Below are 24,557 nucleotides of genomic sequence, written 5' to 3' on the forward strand. Positions count from 1 at the left end.
AATCATGAATCCCTTATTAACAATCAAACATTTAGTCAAGGTATACGGAAAAGATACACGTGCGTTGGATGGAATTTCTTTAGATTTCTACCCAGGTGAATTTATTGTTGTCATTGGTCCATCTGGTGCAGGAAAGTCAACGCTTATCCGATGTATCAATCGTCTAGTGGATCCATCAGGAGGAGAAATTATATTCGATGAACAGCATTTAGAGAAATTAGGTGGCCGAAAATTGAGGAAAGAACGTTCCAAAATTGGAATGATCTTTCAGCATTATAACTTGGTAGGACGAACGAATGTGATTAAAAACGTTCTCCATGGACGATTAAGTAACACTCCGTTATACAAGAGTTTGTTCGGACTCTACCCCCATGAAGATAAAAAAGAAGCGGTTGATATTCTTGAAAAAGTGGGGCTTAAAGACCAAATCTATAAACGAGCCGATGAGCTTTCTGGGGGACAAATGCAGCGTGTTGGCATCTGTCGTGCGATCTTGCAGAGACCAAAACTGTTACTAGCGGATGAACCGATTGCATCACTAGACCCATTGTCTGCCAATATCGTGATGCAGCAGCTTCATATGGTTTCTTCTGAAAAGAAATTAACCTGTATTGTGAATCTCCATCAGGTGGAGTACGCAAAAAAGTATGCATCAAGGATTATCGGCATTAAAAAAGGGAAGGTCGTTTTTGACGGGACTCCATCCCAATTATCAGATGAAATGGTTCGATATATATATGAAGGTAAAGAATCACAAATGACCCTCAAGGATGAAAAGGGACATGTGGTGAATAATTCGATAGAAAATCAAGGAAATCAAGCCATGCAATTGGCAGCGGGGCAAAAACGATGACTAATAAAGTTCTACATAAGATCCCGCTCGATCAAAAAGATCCCAAAGTAACTCTTGCGATTGTGATAGCAATTTTGGCCGTTCTGATTTTTTCAGTTTATTATTTAGACATTTCTATTATAGAGATGATAGTCGGTTTGCCAAACTTTGTTCTCTTTTTCTTTGAAAAGTTTTTTCCTCCGAACATGGAGAATTTAAAGCAGTATATTCCCACTGTAGTTTATACGATTGGTTATGCTGTCATCTCTACCTATATTTCTACGATTATTGCATTTGTTTTTGGAATCTTAATCTCGGAAAATACGAATAAATACAAACCATTACGGGTGATCTGCCGCGGTTTTGTATCAGTTTTGCGAAATATTCCTTTTATTATCTGGGGAGCCTTATTGGTTTATATATTTGGTCTAGGCGGGATTGTTGGCGTATTAGCATTGATTCTCGTGACCATTGGCTTTTTAAGTAAAAGTTATGCGGAATCAATTGATGAAATTTCGGGAGACAAGCTCGAAGCATTAAGAGCGAATGGCTCTTCTTATTTTCAAATCTTATTTCACGGTGTCATCCCCCAATTCGTTCCTGCTTGGATCAATTGGACGTTGTTTACGTTTGAAATTAATGTCCGAGCGTCCGTAGTATTAGGTCTTGTTGGTGCGGGTGGAATAGGTGTTCTAATTGATACAAATATTAATTTGTTTAAATACGAAGAAGCTCTATCCATTATTGCAGTGGTTGTCACCATAATACTATTAACAGAAACAGTAACTAATTCGATTCGTAAGCGATTTGTATAATTTAAATAAGGGATTGAATACATAATGGAGCACATTCGAGTTACTTCAAAGGGAAGTGTCGTCAAACCGATTCTTCTTGTCCTTATATTAGGAGCAGTGTTTATTGGAGCTTTAAATCTTATTAATTTTGATTTACAAAAGTTTTATGAGAGGTTAGAGAATGTTCCAGGTGTCTTAAGCAATATGATGGCACTTGATTTCTCGATTGTTCCCAAAGCCATGTTGGATATTGTCACAAGTTTAACGTTGGCTTTTTTGACATTGGTTGTGGCTGTTCTTTTATCTATGCTATTGAGTTTTTTAGCAGCATCCAATATTACGCCAAATCGATTTTTATCCATCATTATCAAAGGTTTCTTCGCGATCATTCGTGCTGTTCCTTCACTTGTTTGGGGATTAATGGTGATTGCAAGTCTAGGTTTTGGTAATACATCTGGATTTATCGCGATGTTGTTTCCCGCAGTCGGCTATCTAACCAAAACGTTTACAGGGAGTATTGAAGATACCGGTAGTGAAATAATTGAAGCGATGAGATCAACAGGGGCCTCTTGGTTTAATATTATCTATCACGGATTGATCCCACTCTGCATTACTTCATTTGTTGCTTGGATTACAGTTCGCTTTGAATCCAATGTATCTGAATCAATTAGCTTAGGAATCATTGGGGTCGGCGGGATTGGTCTCTTATTGACACAAGCGATTAATACGTATAATTATCCACAAACAACGACAATCATTGTGATGATTTGTTTGCTTATGTTTGGGATTGAACTCGCGATGACAAACATTAAAAATAGGATTAAATTTGGCAACAGCTGATTTCAAAAATAAAATCAACTGATGGAACGGTTTATTAGGAGGATACTATGTCGATGAAAAATGCGAAATTAAATTGGGTACGCTTGCCGATTGATAGTCTTGAAAATTGTCGAGAGTTAGGTGGGTACAATACCGAATATGGCCAACAAACAAAGTGGCACACCTTTTTACGGTCAAGTGATATGAGCAAGCTCACTCGGGAGGACATGGTCTTTTTAAAAGAATACGGAGTGAAAACGGTCATTGATCTACGCGGTGAAGATGAAATTGCTCTTCATAAAAACCCGCTTGCGGAAGAAGTTTTTTGCAAATATCATAATATTCCGTTTATTAATCATCAAGTATCAGATCTTACAGAAACTTTAAGTAGAGTTTTCATGGGAGACTTCTATGTTGAGTTATTAGAACAAAACGATTTGGTGAAGAAGATCATTGAAACGATTGGACAGGCGGAGGAAGGCTGCATCGTCTTTCATTGCCAGGCCGGAAAAGACCGGACAGGGATCTTAGCGATGTTGCTGTTAGGCTTAGCAGGAGTAGATAAAAAGGATATTGTCACAAACTATGAAGTCACCTACACAAACTTAGAATCCCTACACCAGTTAAACGGTGAGTATGAAAATATTCCAAAGGAGCTTTTATACTCCAATAGAGAATATATTTTAAGAGCTTATGATCACATTTTAGACACCTATCATAGCTTCGATCATTTTCTAATTGCCAAAGGAGTGGGGCAAGGTATGATCGATCAAGTAAAAGGACGACTTTTTAGTTTGGGTGAAGCGGTTGTCTCACATTGACGTCCAAATGTAAAAAGCTAGAGGTGTTTAATGCATTTATCATTGGATGCCTCGATTAACTCAGTAGTATTATTGTTTTTATGAAGTAATGAAAGCCTAATTTCTCTTTTACAACACTGAGAAATTAGGTATTTTTTATTTTTGAATTTTCTAAACGTTGTAAATGTGGAATTTCCTGAAGTAAATGCTAAATGGGAGCAAAGCGAAAGAATACCAAGGATTGCAGCTTCAATCGTTTGTATTTTTCGTTGTTCAACTAAAATCAAGATACTTTATTTTTATCGACATCATTAGCAGGAAAAAAATGACTTAATATAGAATGATTAACAGTTAGTAAATAGGTTAAAAAAATAGAACCTGAACATACCATTGATCACTTTTTTGGATTTGATATATGAGGTATCCAATCATTTAAAGGTGAAAGGGTTTGGAGAATAGGACTAACATGAAAAAATAATAGTTTATTTGAGGTGTTTATCTGAATTACGCAATAAACATTAAGTCTTATGTTTATTACAATGATCTAGTTTTTACTAATAACAAGGAGATGATTTTTTGATTGTTAAAAATACTAGTACTTTAGTATCCGGTGATATAATTATTACTAATTTGACGGGTTTTGTCACAACCGATGACGTAAATCTATGGTTTAAAGAATTGGAGGATACTTGCCAAACATTTATAAAAAGTGGCAAAAAGTATAAATTGTTAGTAAACAGAAAAGGTTACACTCCAGAACATTTTAATGTTCAAAAATTATGGAAAGATAAATTTTTCTCTGAACCAATACTAAACAATATTATTTCAGTTGCATTTTTAATTGAAGAAGGTGATATTTTAAATCACCTTAAACAGTCAAATACTAAGGACAATGTATTTTTCTCTAGTAACTATAATCAAATAGTTGAATGGCTTTCTAATTATAATTAACTTATGGTGCCAAAGGGTATACTTTTTCCGCACAATAGGATTCGTTACTTCTGACAATTCCTACTAGCATTCTTGCAAACTGACCAATTAGCTTCATGATAGATTTCATTTTTTTCACTTTGACATTGTGTGCAAGAATTTCTTTGAATTCAGGATTTGTTTATCACAAGACACATTGTTGCTAGGTATAACTGGTATATCCATTCTAGTAATCTCGCAAAGCCAACTTCGTTATTTTCAAAAGATAGAGGTTCGTCACCCACAATACCACAATCATTTACAGCTCGAACCACATCTGTTTGTTGAGCAATATCTATACCTACAAAAAGATGGTTATCGGAAATTCTTTCAATTAGTTGATTTTGTTTGTCCCTTGCATTTTAAACTTCATATAAGAGCTTCCTCCTTAGAGTTATAGAGCGATATATATTCTCTTAGGCATTAATTTTTTAAAGTCGAAATTAAATCAATACATTCCTTCAAGATGGGGTAATGCAGTTTCTTGTTGAAAGGGAGTTTTAAGTACACCCATATACGTTCTGAAGCTTGATTACCCAAAACAGATAGATTTTGTAATACAATTTCTTCAAGCTTACCAGAATGTTAGTTTGTTACCTAAACTACTTTACACAGATCCTGATAAGAAATTTATTGTGTATTCTTTTATAGTAGGAACAACACACAACAATCGTGGTTCCAAAATTAACTGGATGACTACTTTGGTAAAAGAACTATTCAATCATTACAAAAGATACGATCCGGCAGCAGAATGGGGTAGGTTAGGGATACCGAGACAAACCTGGTATGAATTCAATACAATAAGTTTGGAATCTGCGTATATAAATATAGGTGATTTACTGCCTATTGAAGATTATTTCAAAGTTAAATCATTTGTTGATCAAATAGGAAAAGATGAAAACAAAGATGAAAAATACTTACTTCACGGCGACACAGGTGTTCACAATTTCGTTTTTAACAATTCTTTTTTAAATGGAATAATTGATCCTTCACCCATTATTGGACCTGTAATTTACGACTTCACTTATGCTTTCTGTTCCTCTCCAGATGATTTGGATCTAGAAACACTACTTGCGTCTTCTTCATTGCTTAATAATGTATCGAATGAAAAATCAAGGCTTATAGAAGAAGTAGTGGTCCAGTTATATACACGTATCGGAATTTGTGTAAAGATCCATCCACACGATTTGAATGCTTACCTCAAAGCATGGGAATATTGGAGACTCCTTATTCCTTCTTAATCTAACGGGGTGCAAGTGTTTAAGAAAATAAAGGGTTGCTACGGTAACCTTTTTTCTATATTGTTCTTTAACTTAAGGGGCAGGATCATTCAATTACTATATTTGGACATTGTGTTAAATTAGGATAATCTTGATTTGAGAGGCAATGGATATAATAGTATAAAAATTAAGGGGTAACAGTAGTGAATGAATTTTATAAGGCGTTAACATATGTAAATAAAAATTTTTATGAACCAAATCACTTCATTATAAAAGCTATCCGAGAAGAAGCTCAAAATTCAGATTATGGGGCGGGTATATTTCAACTAAATTCGAAGTCGGTTAGATTTAGAGTCGCAAAGGAAACACCTACTAAGTTAGGACAGTTTGTTGCTTTTTGGGAAAAAGATAGGAATCATAAAAACCAAGCCTTTTCATATGCAAAGGCTACTGATTTATTGGTTATCAATATCTTTACTAGTAAAAATAGTTTTGGCCAATTTGTTTTTCCAAAAGAAGTTCTTGTAAAACAAAATATCCTTAAAACAGCTACTACAAAAGGGAAAATGGCAATTAGAGTTTACCCCAGATGGGAAAAACCAACTAGCAAACAGGCTATCGAAACACAGAAATGGCAATTAGAATATTTTGTTGAATTGGATAAATCAAATCATTTACCATTACAAGAACTAGTAAAGCTATATTCTAACTAAATGAGATAGAACTAAGCTCGCTAATAGTTTGTGAAAAATTACAATTAAACTATCGGGTACTTGAGTTTATCAGTGGAGTTGTTACGACAGCTCATTTTGTTATAATTTGGACATTCAAACCAATTATAAAACCAAGAGTGATAGTAAAATATGATAAGAGTAGATGTCGCATATGCATTATTTTATAACGAAGATAAGGAAGAAATCCTGATGGTTAATAACAAAGGGCGCAGTTGGTCTCTTCCTGGTGGTGCAGTTAAAAAAGGAGAAACTCTCGGACAGGCAGTTATCCTTGAGACTAAGGAGGAAACAGGTTTAACAATTGAAATTGAAAATGTTGTAGCAGTAAATGAAGCATTCTTTAAGGAAAAGGGATGATGAGCATTTTGACAGCTCTTGTTGTGCTAATTGGTAGGATGATCGAAATAGTTTTTTAGAAATTCGAGTCATAATAGTAAATACTAAGTTATTAGGAGATAGAGGATGAAAGTCAGGAAAGGGAAAAAGAATGGTCAGGGCGGCATTTTTAAAGACATACTTAATGAAATTCGGGAGTCAATCTTATTTGAATTAGTTTGGAACATTTTAATGTTGATACCAAGAATGATGATTCGTTTAATCAAGAATATATTTAACTAGTCTAAATGAGTTCGATTCTTTAACAGTATCGTCTTTTTTGGTTTGATTAACGAAGAATATTGTGAATAAAGTACTTAAAGGAACTGGTGCATCACCAAGAAGGAGTAATGCATATTCTTATTGAACTACTATGAAAATAAACGTCTATAACTCCGAAAAATGACAACATCAAAGAAGACCCATCCCTTTCGTTTAAAAAAATAGAGTGAGCGGCAATTAATGACTATGGATTGGATTGACTGGATTAAGAATCAGTATGGACAGTTCGACATATTTTCATGCTCTGTGGGGCAGCGACGATATAAGGGTGATTCATATAATCTTTGTTTTACTGCTATAAAACTGCTCGACTAATGCAAATGCAATGTCCATTTAGCACAATATATAAAATACAATTTAATAAGTCGGGAGTTGAATAGATTGGTTGGAAAGACTCCATTTAAAATGAAAAATATATTGATGAAAATTGCAGTTGTAATGATAATAAGTATCATCATTTGGAACTTTATAAGCTACCTTAATGGCATGTATGTGGGAGAAGAATATAGTCGAATAATTCACTTCTTTATTGCTGTAATTACTACTATATTAACCGTTAGTCTCATAGAATTTGTACGTAGGATTGACATGGTTTCGTGGAAACAACTTGGGCAAGCATCTATTAAAACGAATATCTTTTCATTTCTTTTAGGCCTTTTTCTCTGGACGATCCCTGCATCTATTGGTATATATATTTGTTTAATATTTGGATGGGTTGAAATAACACTACATACAGATTTGAATTATTTATTGATGAGTATTTTAATTTTATTCATAACCGTATTTTTTATAGAAGCATTACCAGAAGAACTTATCTTTAGAGGTTATATATATCGTTACTTAAATGTATTATTTCCTCATTGGATTACACTAATCTTACAATCACTTCTGTTTTCACTATTTGCTTTTTTTATAGGGGCCATGTATTCCGTAGAACAGCTTCAATTTCTTCCTGGCTTTGCCTTTATTCTAGGTTATTTTAGGGCGGTATCAGGGAATGTGTGGACATCCATCGGTTTCCACGTAGCAATAATGACCGCAACACAAATTTTAAACTCCATCCATAACCACTTTGAGGTGAGTGGATTCTTTACACTTCAATTTTTCGCCTTTATTTTATTCCCCAGTGCTATGGGAGCAACTGCTTTATCATTCATTTATCCAAAACACAACTGGCGTAAAAAAGAGTCTATGTTGTAATACTGTAAAAACTATACGTTATTCAATTCAGATGAAATTGGATGAAATTGATTATGTGAAGTCATGTACTTAAAGTAACAACAGGTGCAATACTTGAAGATCAGAACTGTCTATTTTGACAGCTCTTGTTGTGCGAACGATAGGGGAATAGTAATAGAAATGAGTATGGTAATAGTGAAAGGAGCTTATTTCTATGTTTAGATCATTTATAAAATCTTTTTTCGAAAAAGGTAATGTCATTCGTGTTGAATTAGATAAATACACACTCTTCATAGAAAACGTTTCATATCTTGGTGCCACTCAAGCGGTGGCCTGAGAAGTAGGATAGTTGAAGATGGATTTTCTAAATAAAAATTTGAAGATGCGAACGAGGTATTTCCTTTTCTCCCTTCCTGAAACGCCCCATATGTTCACCAGGACTTTTGCTTTATCCCCGTATTGTGTTATCGAGCTTTTATTCTATTTCACCATAAATAATAGAAAGATCTGACGATGTGAGTGGATAGTGTTGTTATATAGACAACGGAAACGTAATTTCATCAATAAAAATCATCGTCTTTCCTAGTATCCTTTACACTGTACGTAGAATTCATCCACCATTTCCAGTAATTAAGATTAGGCGAATTGATTTGAGGAACGATAGGAATTTTTGATATTTTGTGTATCTGATAAACAAGGAATACACCCTATACCCAAACCTAAAAAAATAGCACCTAAACCAAAATGTAAGTACTTACATAGTTGTTGGCGATTCATTAAACTGTAAGTACTAGAGAATATGACTAGCTAGGATTTGGGGGGGAGAAAAGTGAAAACACCAGATGTTAATTCGAAGGTAGCGCTTTTACAACCAGTAAAAAAAGAAAGTGTCTTTAGATCAAATCTGAAAAAAATGTCAACACAAAAGTATCTTCAAATAATGGCATTGGTCGGTGTTTTATGGATGTTGATCTTTAATTACATTCCAATGTTTGGAGTAATTATTGCCTTTAAACAATACAGTGTGATTCATACCATTGCTGAAGCACCATGGGTAGGCTTAGCTCATTTCAAAGAATTTATTCAGGATGAAAATCTTTGGAATGTAGTAAAAAACACACTTGGTATTAGTTTGATTAAGCTATTCATCGGGTTTCCACTTCCAATTATTTTCGCTCTTTTTTTAAATGAATTAATTTCATTACGATTAAAGAAAGCTGTACAGACCATTACTTATTTGCCTCACTTCTTATCATGGGTTATTTTAGGTGGGATTTTGACAACTTGGTTATCAGATACTGGATTAATTAATGAAATCTTACTTAGTATTGGAGTGTTGAAGGACCCGATCAATTTTTTAGCTGATCCTAAGTATTTCTGGGGCATTGTAATCATCTCTGATATTTGGAAGGAGTTAGGGTGGTCAGCAATTATTTATTTAGCGGCAATAGCAGGAATTGATCCGGCTTTATATGAGGCGGCAAAGATGGATGGCGCAAGTAAAATACAAAATATGTGGTACATAACATTACCGGCGATTAGACCAACGATTTCGATTCTATTTATTTTAGCTGTCAGTGGTGTTTTAAATTCTAACTTCGACCAAATTTTAGTATTACGAAATTCATTGAATGCTAGTGCAAGTAATGTAGCAGATATCTATGTATATACGACAGGTATCCAAAATGCAAGGTATTCTTATGCTACAGCTGTCGGACTCATTAAATCTGTTATTGCTGTTATTTTACTTATTATCGCAAACAAAGTTACCAAGAAAATAGATGGAACCTCATTATATTAGGCTCTAGAGCACGAAGATAGGCTAAATAAGTAAAGAAGGTCTTATGACGATAAAAAAACAAACTTTGCGAATACAGCCTTTTATTAAAAAGGAGGGATGACCGTTGAATCTCTTGAAGAATCGGACAAAGGGTGAATTCATTTTTGATCATATCAATGTGTTGATCATGGTGATTATATGCGTCATTACCATCTATCCAATTTGGTATGTGATTGTGAATTCATTTAATGATGGTATGGACGCGATGCAAGGAGGAATCTTTTGGTGGCCAAGAGAGTTTAGTTTAGATAACTATAAAGCTGTTTTTTCAAACTCTGGTATCCTGCAATCCTTTTTTGTAACCGTGAGCAAAACAGTGATTGGTACAGCGATCCATGTTTTTTTCACAGCAATGGTTGCCTATGCGCTCTCACGAAATGATCTAGTGGGTAAGAAGTATTATATGATATTCGGGTTAATCACGATGTTTTTTAATGGCGGACTTATACCTACATTTCTCCTTTATCGAGAACTTGGGTTGTTCGATAATTTCTTCGTTTATATTTTGCCGGCGATGTTCAACTTCTTTGATTTAATCATCTTTGTAGCCTTCTTTAGACAGATACCGACTTCATTAGAGGAAGCGGCTAAAATAGACGGGGCCAATGATTTCACCATTTTTCTTCGCGTCATTTTACCTGTTTCTCTGCCGGTTGTCGCAACGATTGCCTTGTTTCATGGGGTGTATCAATGGAATGACTACTTTACCGGAATGATCTATACAAACAACGCTGATCTGCAGCCGATTCAAACCTATTTATATAAAGTGGTCGCAGAATCTAGTTCAAATCAAATGATGGCCAATGCTCCTGGTGGTATTGCCAATAAATCAGTAACATCTGAATCAATCAAACTAGCAACAATGGTCGTTACAACCTTACCGATCGTCCTTGTTTATCCGTTCCTTCAGAAATATTTTGTAAAGGGAATGATGATTGGTTCGATTAAAGGCTAAAGAATATCGAACAATGGTGTCTATTCTTCAAAGATGAAGATGAGATATAAAATAATAAGGGGGAAATCTCAAATGGTCCATTTAAAAAGTTCGAAAAGGTTAACGTATCTGTTCGTAATGACTGCGCTGCTGTTTCTATTTGCTGGTTGTTCAGAGAAAGAAGAGAGTTCGGCACCTGCAACAAAAGATGATGGGACAAAACTAACGAAGGATGATCCAGGATGGAAAGAGGATACCTCACCGATTACCTTTGATTGGTATATGAACTTTGCTTGGTATGCTTCAAAATGGGGAGAAGATGCAACATCGAAATATATTACTGAAAAAACTGGCGTTGATATTAACTTTATTGCTCCAGCAGGAAATGAAAGTGAAAAAATGAATACAATGATTGCCTCTGGTGAGTTGCCGGACTTTATCACACTACAATGGGATGATGACGCTGTTAAACAGATCATTGAAGGAGAACTTGTTCATCCTTTAAACGAATTAGCAGATCAATATGATCCATACTTTTTTAAGGTGACAGACCCTGCAAAGATTTCCTGGTATACACAGGAAAATGGAAATGTATATGAGTATCCTAATGCCTCTTCATCACCCGCAGAGGTTGAACAATATAAAGATCAAATGACATCCAATCAAACATTTTTAGTACGAAAAGATATGTATGAAGCAATAGGTAGTCCAGACATGTCAACTCCAGAAGGATTTTTACAGGCGATAACCGCAGCTAAGGAAAAGTTTCCAGAAGTAAATGGTCAACCGTTAATCCCGTTCGGTACCCATGAATTTGGCGAAACGGGGAACTATTCATTCGAAGGATATTTGCAAAACTTCTTAGCGATACCAATGGAAAAAGACGGAGAATTATATGACCGCACGAGTGATCCTGAATACATTCAATGGTTAAAAACGTTCCGTAAAGCTAATGCAGATGGTTTGCTTTCTAAAGATATCTTTATCGATAAACGTCCGCAAATGGAAGAGAAAATTGCCCAAGGTCGATATTTTGCGATGATGTACCAACGTAGTGATTTAACGGCTCCACAAAATGTATTGCACAATAATGATCCTAATTCCGTTTATATCGCAGTCGAGGGACCTAAGAATACAAAGGGTGATGAGCCAACACTTGCAGGACCTGGTATTTCAGGCTGGACGGTTACACTTATCTCAAAAAATGTAAAGGACAAAGCAAGAGCTATTCGTTTCATGAGTTATCTCATAAGTGAAGAAGGGCAAAAAGACACGTACTTAGGACCAAAAGGAACAACATGGGATACGATAGATGGAAAAGACCAATTCAAGCCAGAAGTGGTCGATTTGTTGCAATCTGATCGTACCGCATTTGACAAAAAATTTGGGGCATCTCATACATTCTGGATGTTAATGGATACGAATATGACACTACAATGGGCTCCACCTGGTGTCGCACCATTTAAGCAAATGGAAGATTGGACAAAAGGAAAGACTAAGAGCTTTGCACAATTCGACGGGATCAACCCAACAGGAACGTCTGAAGAAGGAATCTCACAATCGAAAATTGCTCAATCATGGGGACAAACACTTCCTAAGTTGCTATTAGCTAAGTCAGATAACGAGTTTGATAAAATCCTAGATGAATTTATAGCGAAACGTGATGAATTTGGCTACGATAAAGTGATCAAATACCAGCAAAAGAAATATGAAGAAAATATCGAAAAACTTAATCTGAAATAGCTGTTTAGTCAGCATATAACCCAGTTTGAAGGATAAAACTGGGTTATATGCGATTGAATTATATAGTATGATAATTGTATCAATTTAAGATGGAAGTGTTGTCTTGAAAAAGAAGATTCGCTTGATGATCATAAAATTTAAAGATTTATCGTTACAACAACAATTAGTCTTAACGTATATACTTATTCTACTCATTCCAGTACTTATTTTTACCTATTCGTTTTTTAAAGAAATGTATGAAAATTCGATTGATCGAATCGTGAAAGATAATGAACATTTACTAGAGTTAGAAAAGAACAACATTGTCCATCAAATTGAGACGATGCGACGAACCGCAGAAATGGCGGCCTCCAATCAAAAATTCATTGATTTTACAAAAAGAAACGAAGAACCTAGTATTGAAGAGTTGATGAATTATAATTTGGAAACGGTTCCGGAATTAGTTAAGATACAGTTTAGTAATCCTAGTATCGATCATATTCGCTTTTATATCAATAACCACAACTTAGCTGAGTTTTGGCCAGTTGTATTTTTTGAAGAAAGAATAAAAGAAACAGAATGGTACGAAAGCGTTATCGATTCAAATGAAGTAGAAAACTGGCATTTTGGACAAAGGGAAAGCGGAGAAATAGTAAACCTATTTACTGATAAAAGTCAGGAACCGAAGATCTCACTATTTCGAAAGATAACCTATGACAATGGAGAATACCTAGGGGTACTTGAAATTGTTATGTTATTTGAACACTTTTTTTCGAAAATGTATAGTAACATTCAAGACGGACATTCCGAATTACTCGTTTTAGATAAGGAAATGAATGCGTTTACAAATTCACAAAATACGTTTCTAGGAAACCAGCAATTAGAGATGAACGATATTATCAAACAATTTAAAGCGAATCGAACAGATAAACAGAGTTCCTTTCATTTTACGAATCAAGAAACACCGTATTTAGTTGTGTATACATATCTTGAACAACTTGATTCGTATCTCGTAAATGTTATTTCACTTGAGGAAGTCTATAAAGATATTAAACAGACTAGGAGTATTGTCATTTTAGTAGGTGGGTTAATTATTTCCTTTTTATCAATTATCACCTTCTTTATTATTTCGTTTATTCTAAAACGGTTGAAACAGCTCGTTTATTCGATGAAAAAAGTGGAAGAGGGAGATTTAGACATTCAAATAGAGGTGAAAGGTACTAGTGAAGTAGAAGAGTTAGCTTATCAGTTTCAAAGAATGATGGTGAAAATAAATGGTTTGATTGCAGATGGGGTCAACAAAAAGACGGCAACAAAAGTAGCGGAATTACATGCATTAAAAACGCAAATTGATTCACACTTTCTCTATAATACTCTTGAGAATATCAAGATGATGGCTGAGATCGATGAAAAATACGAAATATCGGATGCGATCACATCGCTTGGTGGGATGATGAGATATAATTTAAAGTGGTCTAATAATTATGTTCCGTTAGGAGATGAGATTACTCATATCGCTCATTTTGTTTCTCTATTAAACTTACGATATGAAGATAAAATCAACTTAACAATCGATATACCACCTGACCTACTTCGTAAAGAAATATTAAAAATGATGCTACAACCACTGATTGAAAATGCATCAAAATATGGATTGTCTCCAGATCAATTAGTAAATCAAGGTGAAATTAAAATAACTGGCATCGAACTAGAACAACAGATGATGGTCGAAATAATAGACAATGGGATGGGGATTTCACAGGAAAGGCTTAAAATCGTAAGAGAGATGATACAGCTTGATCATGATGAATTTTTAGAAATGAATGAATCGATTTCTGACTATAACGGCCATGGAGTAGGACTTCGAAATGTTTACCAAAGGTTACATTTACATTATGGAGATCAATCTGACCTAACCATTGATAGTAAGCTGGGTGAATATACGAAGGTAACTTTGACAATACCGTATTAAGGGGGCGAAGGGTATGCGGCAACTGTTAATTGTTGATGATGAACGAAATATCCGATTAGGAATTAAAGTGATGATAAATAGGAAGTTCCCTGATCTTTTTGATATTTTTCTTGCCTCTAATGGCGTAGAGGCCTTGTATATGGCAAAAGAGCATTCATTTGATATCGTGATAACAGATATTAAAATGCCAAAAATGGATGGCCTTCAACTCATGAAGGAATTACATCAGTTAAAACGTAAGCCTTTTATCCTTGTCCTTAGTGGGTATGATGATTTTCAATATGCAAAAGATGCCATTAAGTGTGAAGTGAAGGATTATTTATTGAAGCCAGTCAATCGAATTGAACTTTACACAGCAATTGAGAGAGTCCTAAAAGAACTACAGAATAAAGAAGTTGTTGAAAAAAACGTGTCTTCCGTTCATCAAAAAACAGAAGAACTACGTTCAAGTCAATTAAATTTCATCCTTTTGCATCAAACAATTACAGAAGAAGAAATAAAAACAATTTGCGAACGAGCTCAACTAGATTTGCTTTATAAACCGTATTATATTGCCATCGTAAAAGGGAGCTTGCTGGAAAAAAACATAGGAGATCAAGTGATTTATCAGGATACCTTAAAACTATTAGGTCAAAATGGAATATGGTTTATCGATAAAGATCGCCAACTAGTCATCCTTGTCAATGATATACACTGGATAAAAAAAGTAGCGGAAAAGCTACCAAATTTATATTTATATAAGATTGGTATAAGTGAAAAAGGGACAGACATTACTAACTTTAAAGAGTGTTATCGACAAGCGGCAGAGGCTCTAAAATACCACTTTTTGTTGTCATCTACCGGACTTATTTTCTATGAGGAATATAAAAACCGACAATCAAAACAAGCACCCATTGAAATGATTAAAAAGATTGGCAATATGTTAGGGACAGATCGTGAAGCTGAATTAAAAATGCTTTTAAAGCAGGTTTTAAATCACAAAGAATTGGAACTTGCAAAGATTCAATACGTTGAAGAAATCAATCATTTATTTAATAATCTTGTATTTGATAGAGTTTTCAATAAACTCGGTGAAAGCTCAGTTGATATCTTTCAAATGTATCACCGCTTAGGAAGCATGTATCTATTTGATACAGTCATAGAATATGCTCGTAATGTCAATCAATTCGTTATTAGATTAAATGAATACCTTCACCAAATTAAACAAGTATACACGAGTCATAACGAAATGGAAGCAGCTGTTACATATATAAAGTATAATTATATGAAGGAATTAAATCTAGCGATTGTGTCTAATCATGTATCGTTAAATTATTCATATTTTAGTCATGCGTTTAAGGAATACACTGGGGAAAACTTTGTGGCATATTTAAGGAAAGTACGAATTGAAAAAGCGAAAGAATTATTAATTCACTCAAATGAAAAAGTATATGAGATAAGTGAGAAAATTGGCTATAAAAACCCGAAACTTTTTTCTCGTGTATTCCGTGAATTAGAAGGAATTTCACCACAGGAATTTCGAAACCACTCTGTAGGTAGTAGGGTGGACTAATTGATACAGTATAAATTATTACTAAGTATTTTGTATGCGATTACATAGAGACTGATTATTTTCTACTATTTTATTTATAGATTTGATCTTAGACTTTTCTTAAAGGTTTATAAGTAACCTTTTAGGAATGTCTCTTTTTTTGAAATTATAATGATAGATGAGGGAGTGGAACCAAAAAAATAGACTGACAATAAGTCAGTCCTTTAAACGATTATTTACTCAGTTACAAGCTTTTCTTCAAGATCATCTAGCAATAAATTTGCTGCGATCACTCCACCAGCAGTGTTCCAAATCGCGTCATCTACTTTATACGAATTTTCTTCTTTTACAACTTCAAGGTTTTTCCATAATGGATCGTTTGTCCATTCTTCCTCTGTTTTCGTTGCTTCCTTATCACCAGGTGGTGCATATGTGAAATAGAAGAGAATATCTGCATCTAATTGAGGAATAACTTCTTTACCTACTTCGCGTACAAATAGGTCATCTTGATCATTAGCAAATAACTCTTGAATAGTATTTGCATGTTTTAAACCAAGCTTATCAAAGATTACACCAGAAAATGTATCTGTATAATAGACTCTTGTTAATCCTCCCATAAAACGAACAACCGATACAGATTGATTTAATTTATCACCAGCAGTTTCTTTTAACTCGGTAATACGTCCTTCAAAATCAGCAATGACTTTTTTGCCTTCTTCTTCACGATTTAGAGCTTTGGCATATAATTTGAAGTTTTCTTGCCAGTCACCCCTTAATGTTTCAGCAAAGACAGTTGGAGCAATGGCATTTAATTGGTCATAAATTTTTTCTTGACGCATTTTGTTTCCAATAATCAAGTCTGGTTTAAGGGCTGCAATTGCCTCAACATTAACTTCACTTTCGGTACCAACAACTTCAACGCCTTCCATCTCGCTTGTAATATGCTCGTACCAAGGTTCACCTAACCAGGATTGAACAGCACCGACTGGTTTTACATCAAGAGCTAATAAAGCTTCAGTTCCTTCATTTGTTAAAATAACAACCTTTTTAGGTGTTCCTTTTATTTCGGCTGTTCCCATTACATGTTCAACCGAATAGGTTTCTTCTACTGGAGCTTCTTTGTTACCTTCTGTTTTATCCTCTTCATCTCCACTGTTTCCACAGGCTGCTAATAAAAGCAGAATAAAGCTCATCATTAGGATTGCTAGTGTTGATTTTCTGTATGTAGTATTCATTATTTGTCCCCCTACTATTATTTGATAATGATTTTCAATTACAATATTGAATAATAGAAGGAATTGTCTAAAAAGTCAATATCTAAATGAAAATGAATTTCAAAATCATTTAATTTTTGTTATTATACTAGTAGAAATTATTTTATAATCGAATAGAAATAGAGGTTTATCATGTTATTTAAATCAAACCAATTAAAACTAATAGGCTTATTATCTATCATTATCATTCTTCTGTTATTAATGTGTGGAAGTCTTGTATTTGGCTATGCAAACACAAGTTGGAAAATGGCATTTGATGCCTTTACAAGCTTTGATGGATCAAATGAACATATTATTATCTTTAATGTAAGATTTCCGAGGGCACTTATTGGGACAGTTGTTGGTGCCAGTTTGGCGATATCTGGGGCTATTATGCAAGCATTAACAAAAAATCCTCTAGCCTCACCAAGTATATTCGGTATAAACGCTGGTGCAGGATTTTTTGTAGTAGTAGCTGTCTCATTATTTTATGTCGATTCGTTACAGGTTTATACTTGGACTGCTTTTGCGGGTGCTGCTATAACTGCGTTTACAGTTTACTTCCTTGGTTCATTGGGGAGAGAAGGGCTTACACCCATGAAGTTAACGTTAGCAGGTGCTGCTATGGCAGCCTTATTTTCTTCTTTAACACAAGGACTATTGGTTGTGAATGAAGCAGCTTTTGATCAAGTGCTGTTTTGGCTAGCTGGTTCGATTCAAGGAAGGAAAATGGAAAGCTTACTAACAATACTGCCTTATGTGCTACCTGCAATTATTTTTAGCTTTCTATTATCTAGTAAAATAAATGTTTTAACAATGGGAGAAGATGTTGCAAAAGGACTAGGACAACGAACAGGGACTGTTAAATTAATGGCTGCCCTCATCGTCATTGTTCTAGGAGGTGGGTCAGTTGCGGTAGCAGGTCCGATCGCGTTTATTGGGATTGTTATCCCTCACTTTGCCAGGTTTCTAGTAGGAAATGATTATCGTTGGATCATGCCATATTGTGCAATCCTAGGAGGGGCTTTCTTAGTTTTAGCAGATATTCTAGCACGATTTATCATCATGCCAGAAGAAGTACCAGTAGGAGTTATGACCGCATTTATTGGAACTCCCTTTTTTATTTATATTGCACGTAGGGGGTTTGGCCGATCATGAAAAAATATTACAAGTTACGACTTTTTTCAGATAAACTTTCATTATTAATAGATAAAAAGGCACTATTTATTACTGGTATTTTATCTGTTATTGTACTAGCGCTTTTTGTCATTAGTACAGGAATAGGTGAACTAATAATTAGTCCACTACATGTGTTTAAAGCGCTTCTAGGCTATGGATCTGAGATGGAAAATCTCTTTATTTTCTCATTTCGATTACCACGGATTATCATTGCTTTATTAGTGGGAATGAGTTTAGCGGTTGCAGGAGCTATTTTACAAGGGATCATTCGTAACCCATTAGCATCCCCAGATATCATTGGAATTACGGGTGGAGGATCAGTAGCAGTTGTGATCTTTTTAATGCTATTTAGCGATCGAAGTAATTCATTAATTGTCAGCATCAAATGGATGCCTGTTGCTGCCTTCCTAGGTGCTACAATCTTAGGATTACTTGTTTATCTGTTATCCTGGAAGAATGGTTCATCTCCAATAAGACTTGTTTTAATTGGGATCGGATTATCATTGCTCACCAATTCGTTAACAACCTTATTTATGATAAAAGGGCCGATTTACCAAGCTGCACAAGCAAATGTATGGATCACAGGTACAGTTTACGCTGCAAATTGGGAACAGGTTCACATACTGTTACCAGTTGTCATCGTTTTATTGTTGATTTCATTTATTTCGGTTCGAACAATAAATGTTCAAGAGCTAGGAGACGAACTAGCAACAGGTGTTGGTAGTTCTGTTCAAAAAAATCGGCTCTTCCTATTACTTTTAAGTACGGCTTTAACTGGAAGTGCTGTAGCATTTGCAGGTGTAATTGGTTTTGTTGGTTTAATGGCTCCACATATTGCTAGAAGGTTAGTTGGTTCATCATTTGGTGCATTACTGCCTGTATCGGCCTTAATTGGAGCCATTTTAGTAATAGTAGCTGACTTAATAGGTAGAACTTTATTTTCTCCACTAGAAGTTCCGGCCGGTGTCTTTACGGCAGCAATTGGCGCACCATATTTTATCTATTTATTATATAAAACAAGAAATATGTAATCGATAACTAACGATCCAAAAAACATATAATAATAGTAGAGAGGACAAACGGCATGTACACTATTGAAACAAAAGACCTAACACTTTCATATGGAGATACGACTATTATTAATGGGTTAGATTTAAACATACCAAAAGGGGAAATTACTGTTTTTATCGGTAGTAACGGCTGTGGGAAATCGACATTACTTCGTTCAATTGCTAGACTTTTAAAACCAAAGCAAGGTTCGATTTTACTTCAAGGGGAAGCAATTGCTAAATTGTCTACAAAGGAAGTGGCAAAACAACTCGCTATTCTCCCTCAGGGTCCCGTTGCACCTGAAGGGTTGACAGTTCTTCAGTTGGTTAAACAGGGCAGATATCCATATCAGAGCTGGTTGAAACAATGGACAAAGGAAGATGAAGAAGCTGTTTCTAGTGCTCTTGAGGCAACTGCCATGCAGAACTTTGCGGAAAGACCTGTTGACTCGCTTTCAGGTGGTCAAAGGCAACGTGCATGGATTGCGATGACATTAGCACAAAAAACAGACACGATCTTATTGGATGAACCAACAACATACTTAGATATGACTCATCAAATTGAGATATTGGATCTGTTATTTGAATTAAATGAACGTGAAAATCGAACAATCATTATGGTTCTCCATGACTTAAATTTAGCTTGTCGGTATGCTCACAATCTTGTCGCATTAAAAGAACAAAAAATCTATGCTCAAGGAAGACCAGAGGAGGTTTTGACTAAAAGCCTTGTTCAGGATGTTTTTCAAATGAATTGTGAAGTAACCGTGGATCCATTGTTTGGGACACCAATGTGTATACCTCATGGAAGAGGTAGATATATTGCAAATAAGAGTAAGATTATCAATGGATAATAAAACAAAATGGAGGAATTCGCTGGTTTATTCAAATTAATATGTATGAAGGTGCTCTATTGAAGTAGAGCACGATTTAGGAATGAAAGGGACGTTATTTTGAGCGTTTATACATGGTAGGTAATTTCACCAGGAGCGGCGTGGTGATACACTAACTACCTGTATCACTAAACAACTTGAACAGCATTGGGAACCTGATTCCCAATGCTGTTTATGCTTTAATTTCAAAGAGAAGGCTCACTCGTTATGGATGTTTGTTTAGCTGTCATTTTAGATGTCTCTTGAACAATAATGACAGCTGTAATAACTAAAACGATTCCTATGTATTGCCATAGATTTAGTTTTTCCTGAAAAATGAAAAAACCAACTAGTGATGCTATCACAGGCTCTATTGTTGCTACGATTGACGCGCGACTTGATTCTATTTCGCTTAGACCTTTTGTATAAAAAATAAAGGGAAGCATGGTTGAAAGAAAACCTAACCCGATTATATAGAACCATACGTTGAGATTTGAAAATAACGGGATAACATTCCATAGTTCACTAAAAGGAGTTACTGCTATCGTTGCAAACAAAAAAGTATAGGCCGTAACGGTTAAAGAGTTGTATTTTTTGAGTGCGAATTTTCCAAATATGCTGTAAAGCGCATAAAAGAAACCGGAACCAAGTCCAAGAATTAACCCAAGAAATGAAATCGATTCACTCGAATTTGGCAAAATGCCAATAACAAAGGAACACCCGACAAAGGTTACAATTAAAGCGATAACCTTTCGTGTCGTTAGAGATTCTTTAAAAAGGATTCTTGAGAAAATCGTGACAAATGCAGGTGCTGTGTAAAGAAGAATGGATGCAATCGATATAGACGTTTCTTCAATTGCACTAAACATGCACCAATTAAAAAAGACAATACTAATAACACCAGTTCCAATAAAATACTTACAATCGGCTATTTTGATTATGAAAAGCTTTCGATTTTTGATTATCACATAAACGACTAAAAATAAAACGGCTGATATGGAGCGAATGGTAACAACCTGTGTTGGTGTAAAACCTAATTCGTAAAGGTAGGTTACAAAGAATCCAATAAAGCCCCATAAAGATGCCGCTACCCCAATATATAGTAGTGCTAATTTGTTATGCATCATGCTATTCCTTTCTGTTACTAATTTAATTCAGCCCATAAATCTACTTCTCTAAACAACTACTGGCTCATTATAACGAATCATTCAAGCGAGAAGAACAAGAAATCATACATTTTTTTGGCTCTCTTTTAGATAGATAAGATGAAATGAAAAATATATAATAATTAATTAAATTGAATTTTACCACTTTAACCGTAATATGATCACTATTATTTAATAAATTAAAGAAATTAGGCTTCCTGCTCTTTTCACTTTTATATGAAACTAAAAGGAAACTTGAGGAACGAACAAGCTTTATGTAAGATATTAACTATGAAGAGGTTAGTATATTGGAACTTATAGTGGGGCTATTCACTTTTGTTTGTGACCTATTTTCAAGCATGCGTTATTTAAGCATACGACTATTTCAAAGAAAAAATTGACAAAAATTAATGTCTTCTTCATGGGACTATTCACTCTGTTAGTCTTATTTATAGAGGACCCAAAAAGGCGGGGGAAATTATATATACAATTAAACCTATTGCGGTAGTACAAAATAGTAAAAAAGAGATTGAAGATGATCATTGGGGAGATGTTCTTTCAAGCATCTTCCTAACTGATGAACTAAGCGATGATTCATTAAAGGGTATAGATGAGTTTTCACATCTGGAAATTTTGTTTTATTTTAATCAGGTAAACGATAACAAAATACAATATAACTCAAGGCATCCAAGAAACAATAAAGAGTTCCCAAAGGTAGGTATATTTGCACAAAGGGGGAAAAATAGACCTAATAAACTGGGAAGTACAATTGTTGAACTTATTGAACATACTAATAAAGAGTTAATTGTAAAAGGTTTAGATGCAATAGATGGAACGCCTATTATTGATATCAAACCAGTTATGCAAGAATTCCTACCCAAAAAGGAGATACAACAGCCTAATTGGTCTAACATTTTAATGGAAGATTATTGGGGGAAATAAGGCCTCATGACCCGTGTGACTCAAAATATGACAAAAACAGAAGGCACATCATAGGTGAAAATGTGCCTTCTAATACTGTATTTAGATTTCACACTTACATTTAAGTAGAAGAACAGAACTAGAGGGGATGTTCTACTATTTTGTTGAGTTTTTCAAAGAATGTGTTTTTCATATAAGTTGACTATACGTTTTAGTTTATGGTTAAGGTCGACTCTATCAACTTAGTAACTCTTCCTATTTCTTTTAAAATAAAACAAGTTGTTCATCTGAAATTCTTCACAAAGTGATGACAACTTTTCCTTGTGCGTGTCCTTCGCTAAAATACCTGAATGCATCAGGAACATCCGCAAGTTTATAACATCTATCTATAACAGGTTTTACCTTTCCTGCTTCAATCAGTTCTTTTATAACAACAAGATCATTTTGGTTGTATTTTTGTAAAAAAACACCCATTGTCTTTCTATCTTTCATCGAAATAAATGGCCCTTGGACTAAGGCTTGGAACATTTGATTCACTGATCCTCCGACGTGAACAAATGTTCCGTTGGGATGTAATACACGCTTATAGGCAGATATCGGATGAGAACCATTAACAGCAAGGATCAAGTCATACTTTTGCGGTTTATTCGTAAAATCTTCCTCTGTATAGTCAATGACATGGTCTGCCCCAATTGAACGTAAAATATCTATATTTCTCGTACTACATACACCTGTTACCTCTGCACCAAACGATTTAGCAATCTGTACTGCGAATGTTCCCACACCACCAGAGGCACCATTAATCAATACCTTTTTTTCGGCCTTAATCTTGCCTTTCTCTCGCATACCCTGTAGGGCTGTGACTGCAGCCATAGGTACGGCAGCGGCTTCCGCAAAAGACAAATTAGATGGTTTTAATACTATTGCATGCTCAGGAATAGTTACATACTCCGCAAAACCACCCCAACCACAACTAGACAGGTCACCGAATACTTCATCACCTGGTTGAAAATGGATAACATCTTTGCCCACTGCTTCAACTCGACCAGCTATGTCACCTCCTGGGATGGAGTATTTTGGTCTTCGTAGTCCGAATGCAAAACGAGCTAAGAACGGTTCGCCTTTCAATAGAACTAAGTTACCAAAGTTCAAAGATGCTGCATGAATCTTTACCAAAACTTGATTGTCTAAAGGTGTAGGTTTTTCGACCTCTTTAAATTCAAGCACATCAGGTGAACCATATTTGTGACTTACTATAGCTTTCATGAATACCCTCCAATGTTCTTCGTTAAAACAATATTACCTAATTTTAGTATCGAAATTGACTAAATATGTTTAATAAAGAAACAAATCGTTTAACCCTTACCGTTTACAATCCTTTCAATAGGATAAAAATCAAGCAGGATAAGATACCACATGTTATACGGAATAGTGAATATAAAGATTCAAATTATTTAAATTATTATCTACCACCTAACCAGTTGTGTATTGTTTTTATATGTGCATTTTTAGTCATGTTCGGGGACATTGAACAAGTATCTGTTTGGGGTGCTATTTTGGCTCTACCTGTTTTTGCTAACGAAATGATTTTAGCAGTATGGCTTATCTTTAAAGGATTCAATGAATCTGTATTTGCTTCCATGTCTGCAATAAGAAAACAATGAGATAGTCATACACACCTAAATTAGGTGGATTTTCAACATGAAAACCTTTACCAGAATACGAGTTTTAATTTTAATAGCATAAAATTTTCGGTGAAAAGAGTGCGAATATTATCGTTCACGATTGAATAATAACATTTCTAGTCATTTTATTACTTGTAACCAGAATCGTCTTAGTTCTCTGTATAGTGGATACCCTCTGTTTGTTGAACCCATTCTACCATGATGATAGTATCCTCCTGTATTTCAATCAATTTCCAATTGTTAACCCTTTTGTTGGATTAACATTAACGTTCTTGTCAATGCTTAAAAACCAATGAAAACGTTGAAAAGTGAATGTTTATTTTAATTCTATCTTTGAATCGTGAATTCAATACATTCAAAGGCTCTGCTTATGTTCAGAGGGTTCGGATTGGTCTATCTATTTTCAGAAATCCTTAGTTTACGGAATAAACGGTAAGAGGGGATAGGACA

General features: G+C 34.8%; 22 protein-coding genes and 2 pseudogenes. 20 read left to right on the forward strand and 4 right to left on the reverse strand.

Going from position 1 to position 24,557, the window contains the following annotated elements; translation table 11 throughout:
- Positions 1-4: 4 nt before the first annotated feature.
- The 5 genes from phnC (at position 5) to AC6CHR_RS21585 (ending at position 4,196) form a co-directional block, all read left to right on the forward strand.
- Positions 5-853 (forward strand): phosphonate ABC transporter ATP-binding protein, encoded by an 849-nt coding sequence (gene phnC, locus AC6CHR_RS21565; protein WP_498251097.1) that lies wholly within the window; start codon positions 5-7, stop codon positions 851-853.
- Positions 850-1,647, forward strand: coding sequence for a phosphonate ABC transporter, permease protein PhnE (gene phnE / locus AC6CHR_RS21570; protein WP_498251098.1), 798 nt, complete (start codon positions 850-852; stop codon positions 1,645-1,647). The genes phnC and phnE overlap by 4 nt, the downstream gene beginning before the upstream one ends.
- A gap of 24 nt (positions 1,648-1,671) precedes the next feature.
- Positions 1,672-2,466, forward strand: a complete 795-nt coding sequence (locus AC6CHR_RS21575) for a PhnE/PtxC family ABC transporter permease (protein ID WP_498251099.1) — start codon at positions 1,672-1,674, stop codon at positions 2,464-2,466.
- 47 nt (positions 2,467-2,513) lie between these two features.
- Positions 2,514-3,266: a tyrosine-protein phosphatase gene (locus AC6CHR_RS21580; protein ID WP_498251100.1), complete on the forward strand. Its 753-nt coding sequence runs from the start codon at positions 2,514-2,516 to the stop codon at positions 3,264-3,266.
- A gap of 555 nt (positions 3,267-3,821) precedes the next feature.
- A complete protein-coding gene (locus AC6CHR_RS21585; RefSeq protein ID WP_498251102.1) occupies positions 3,822-4,196 on the forward strand; it encodes an STAS/SEC14 domain-containing protein in 375 nt (124 codons plus the stop codon).
- Positions 4,197-4,384: 188 nt separating this feature from the next.
- Here the strand turns inward: AC6CHR_RS21585 and AC6CHR_RS21590 are convergent.
- Positions 4,385-4,587: pseudogene (locus AC6CHR_RS21590) on the reverse strand (IS110 family RNA-guided transposase); the annotation flags it as partial.
- A gap of 328 nt (positions 4,588-4,915) precedes the next feature.
- Between AC6CHR_RS21590 and AC6CHR_RS21595 the strand changes: the two are divergent.
- From AC6CHR_RS21595 to AC6CHR_RS21640, 10 genes and pseudogenes are all read left to right on the forward strand, one after another.
- Entirely contained in the window at positions 4,916-5,455 is a 540-nt protein-coding gene (locus AC6CHR_RS21595; RefSeq protein WP_498251103.1) for a hypothetical protein, read from the forward strand.
- 182 nt (positions 5,456-5,637) lie between these two features.
- Positions 5,638-6,147 (forward strand): MepB family protein, encoded by a 510-nt coding sequence (locus AC6CHR_RS21600; RefSeq protein WP_498251104.1) that lies wholly within the window; start codon positions 5,638-5,640, stop codon positions 6,145-6,147.
- 150 nt (positions 6,148-6,297) lie between these two features.
- Positions 6,298-6,522, forward strand: a pseudogene (locus AC6CHR_RS21605) (NUDIX hydrolase); the annotation flags it as partial.
- 108 nt (positions 6,523-6,630) lie between these two features.
- Positions 6,631-6,786: a hypothetical protein gene (locus AC6CHR_RS21610; protein WP_498251105.1), complete on the forward strand. Its 156-nt coding sequence runs from the start codon at positions 6,631-6,633 to the stop codon at positions 6,784-6,786.
- Positions 6,787-7,206: 420 nt separating this feature from the next.
- Positions 7,207-8,025 (forward strand): CPBP family intramembrane glutamic endopeptidase, encoded by an 819-nt coding sequence (locus AC6CHR_RS21615; protein WP_498251106.1) that lies wholly within the window; start codon positions 7,207-7,209, stop codon positions 8,023-8,025.
- Between the two features lie 883 nt (positions 8,026-8,908).
- Positions 8,909-9,805, forward strand: coding sequence for an ABC transporter permease (locus tag AC6CHR_RS21620; protein ID WP_498251158.1), 897 nt, complete (start codon positions 8,909-8,911; stop codon positions 9,803-9,805).
- Between the two features lie 103 nt (positions 9,806-9,908).
- Positions 9,909-10,799 carry a carbohydrate ABC transporter permease gene (locus tag AC6CHR_RS21625; RefSeq protein ID WP_498251107.1) on the forward strand — a complete coding sequence of 297 codons (891 nt, stop codon included), beginning with the start codon at positions 9,909-9,911 and terminating at the stop codon, positions 10,797-10,799.
- Between the two features lie 117 nt (positions 10,800-10,916).
- Positions 10,917-12,521: a type 2 periplasmic-binding domain-containing protein gene (locus tag AC6CHR_RS21630; RefSeq protein WP_498251159.1), complete on the forward strand. Its 1,605-nt coding sequence runs from the start codon at positions 10,917-10,919 to the stop codon at positions 12,519-12,521.
- A 103-nt stretch (positions 12,522-12,624) separates the two neighbouring features.
- Entirely contained in the window at positions 12,625-14,472 is a 1,848-nt protein-coding gene (locus tag AC6CHR_RS21635; RefSeq protein WP_498251108.1) for a sensor histidine kinase, read from the forward strand.
- Positions 14,473-14,485: 13 nt separating this feature from the next.
- Positions 14,486-16,024 (forward strand): response regulator, encoded by a 1,539-nt coding sequence (locus AC6CHR_RS21640; RefSeq protein ID WP_498251110.1) that lies wholly within the window; start codon positions 14,486-14,488, stop codon positions 16,022-16,024.
- Between the two features lie 215 nt (positions 16,025-16,239).
- Here AC6CHR_RS21640 and AC6CHR_RS21645 read toward each other — a convergent pair whose 3' ends face one another.
- Positions 16,240-17,238: an ABC transporter substrate-binding protein gene (locus AC6CHR_RS21645; RefSeq protein ID WP_498251111.1), complete on the reverse strand. Its 999-nt coding sequence runs from the start codon at positions 17,236-17,238 to the stop codon at positions 16,240-16,242.
- Positions 17,239-17,409: 171 nt separating this feature from the next.
- Here AC6CHR_RS21645 and AC6CHR_RS21650 point away from each other — a divergent pair, with 171 nt between their 5' ends.
- The 3 genes from AC6CHR_RS21650 to AC6CHR_RS21660 are packed head-to-tail and all read left to right on the forward strand — an operon-like array spanning position 17,410 to position 20,338.
- Positions 17,410-18,414 (forward strand): FecCD family ABC transporter permease, encoded by a 1,005-nt coding sequence (locus AC6CHR_RS21650; RefSeq protein WP_498251112.1) that lies wholly within the window; start codon positions 17,410-17,412, stop codon positions 18,412-18,414.
- Positions 18,411-19,466, forward strand: a complete 1,056-nt coding sequence (locus AC6CHR_RS21655; RefSeq protein WP_498251114.1) for a FecCD family ABC transporter permease — start codon at positions 18,411-18,413, stop codon at positions 19,464-19,466. The genes AC6CHR_RS21650 and AC6CHR_RS21655 overlap by 4 nt, the downstream gene beginning before the upstream one ends.
- Before the next feature lie 53 nt (positions 19,467-19,519).
- Entirely contained in the window at positions 19,520-20,338 is an 819-nt protein-coding gene (locus AC6CHR_RS21660; RefSeq protein WP_498251115.1) for an ABC transporter ATP-binding protein, read from the forward strand.
- Between the two features lie 224 nt (positions 20,339-20,562).
- Here AC6CHR_RS21660 and AC6CHR_RS21665 read toward each other — a convergent pair whose 3' ends face one another.
- A complete protein-coding gene (locus tag AC6CHR_RS21665; protein ID WP_498251116.1) occupies positions 20,563-21,480 on the reverse strand; it encodes a DMT family transporter in 918 nt (305 codons plus the stop codon).
- Positions 21,481-21,978: 498 nt separating this feature from the next.
- Between AC6CHR_RS21665 and tsaA the strand changes: the two genes are divergently transcribed.
- Positions 21,979-22,443, forward strand: a complete 465-nt coding sequence (tsaA, locus tag AC6CHR_RS21670; RefSeq protein ID WP_498251160.1) for a tRNA (N6-threonylcarbamoyladenosine(37)-N6)-methyltransferase TrmO — start codon at positions 21,979-21,981, stop codon at positions 22,441-22,443.
- A 276-nt stretch (positions 22,444-22,719) separates the two neighbouring features.
- On the opposite strand, the gene AC6CHR_RS21675 is transcribed toward tsaA, so the two are convergent.
- Entirely contained in the window at positions 22,720-23,688 is a 969-nt protein-coding gene (locus AC6CHR_RS21675) for an NAD(P)-dependent alcohol dehydrogenase (RefSeq protein WP_498251117.1), read from the reverse strand.
- A gap of 65 nt (positions 23,689-23,753) precedes the next feature.
- Here AC6CHR_RS21675 and AC6CHR_RS21680 point away from each other — a divergent pair, with 65 nt between their 5' ends.
- Positions 23,754-24,086, forward strand: a complete 333-nt coding sequence (locus tag AC6CHR_RS21680; RefSeq protein ID WP_498251118.1) for a hypothetical protein — start codon at positions 23,754-23,756, stop codon at positions 24,084-24,086.
- Positions 24,087-24,557 lie beyond the last annotated feature (471 nt).

The sequence above is a fragment of the Metabacillus sp. GQ13 genome (assembly GCF_059758525.1).

Bases quoted from the DNA above. Each gene is read 5' to 3' on its own strand.
- phnC (WP_498251097.1), top strand. From the start codon at position 5: ATGAATCCCTTATTAACAATCAAACATTTAGTCAAGGTATACGGAAAA.
- AC6CHR_RS21650 (WP_498251112.1), top strand. From the start codon at position 17,410: ATGTTATTTAAATCAAACCAATTAAAACTAATAGGCTTATTATCTATC.
- AC6CHR_RS21660 (WP_498251115.1), top strand. From the start codon at position 19,520: ATGTACACTATTGAAACAAAAGACCTAACACTTTCATATGGAGATACG.
- AC6CHR_RS21655 (WP_498251114.1), top strand. From the start codon at position 18,411: ATGAAAAAATATTACAAGTTACGACTTTTTTCAGATAAACTTTCATTA.
- AC6CHR_RS21610 (WP_498251105.1), top strand. From the start codon at position 6,631: ATGAAAGTCAGGAAAGGGAAAAAGAATGGTCAGGGCGGCATTTTTAAA.
- AC6CHR_RS21665 (WP_498251116.1), bottom strand. From the start codon at position 21,480: ATGCATAACAAATTAGCACTACTATATATTGGGGTAGCGGCATCTTTA.
- AC6CHR_RS21645 (WP_498251111.1), bottom strand. From the start codon at position 17,238: ATGAATACTACATACAGAAAATCAACACTAGCAATCCTAATGATGAGC.
- AC6CHR_RS21630 (WP_498251159.1), top strand. From the start codon at position 10,917: ATGACTGCGCTGCTGTTTCTATTTGCTGGTTGTTCAGAGAAAGAAGAG.
- AC6CHR_RS21575 (WP_498251099.1), top strand. From the start codon at position 1,672: ATGGAGCACATTCGAGTTACTTCAAAGGGAAGTGTCGTCAAACCGATT.
- phnE (WP_498251098.1), top strand. From the start codon at position 850: ATGACTAATAAAGTTCTACATAAGATCCCGCTCGATCAAAAAGATCCC.
- AC6CHR_RS21675 (WP_498251117.1), bottom strand. From the start codon at position 23,688: ATGAAAGCTATAGTAAGTCACAAATATGGTTCACCTGATGTGCTTGAA.
- AC6CHR_RS21680 (WP_498251118.1), top strand. From the start codon at position 23,754: ATGTTTAATAAAGAAACAAATCGTTTAACCCTTACCGTTTACAATCCT.
- AC6CHR_RS21580 (WP_498251100.1), top strand. From the start codon at position 2,514: ATGTCGATGAAAAATGCGAAATTAAATTGGGTACGCTTGCCGATTGAT.
- AC6CHR_RS21640 (WP_498251110.1), top strand. From the start codon at position 14,486: ATGCGGCAACTGTTAATTGTTGATGATGAACGAAATATCCGATTAGGA.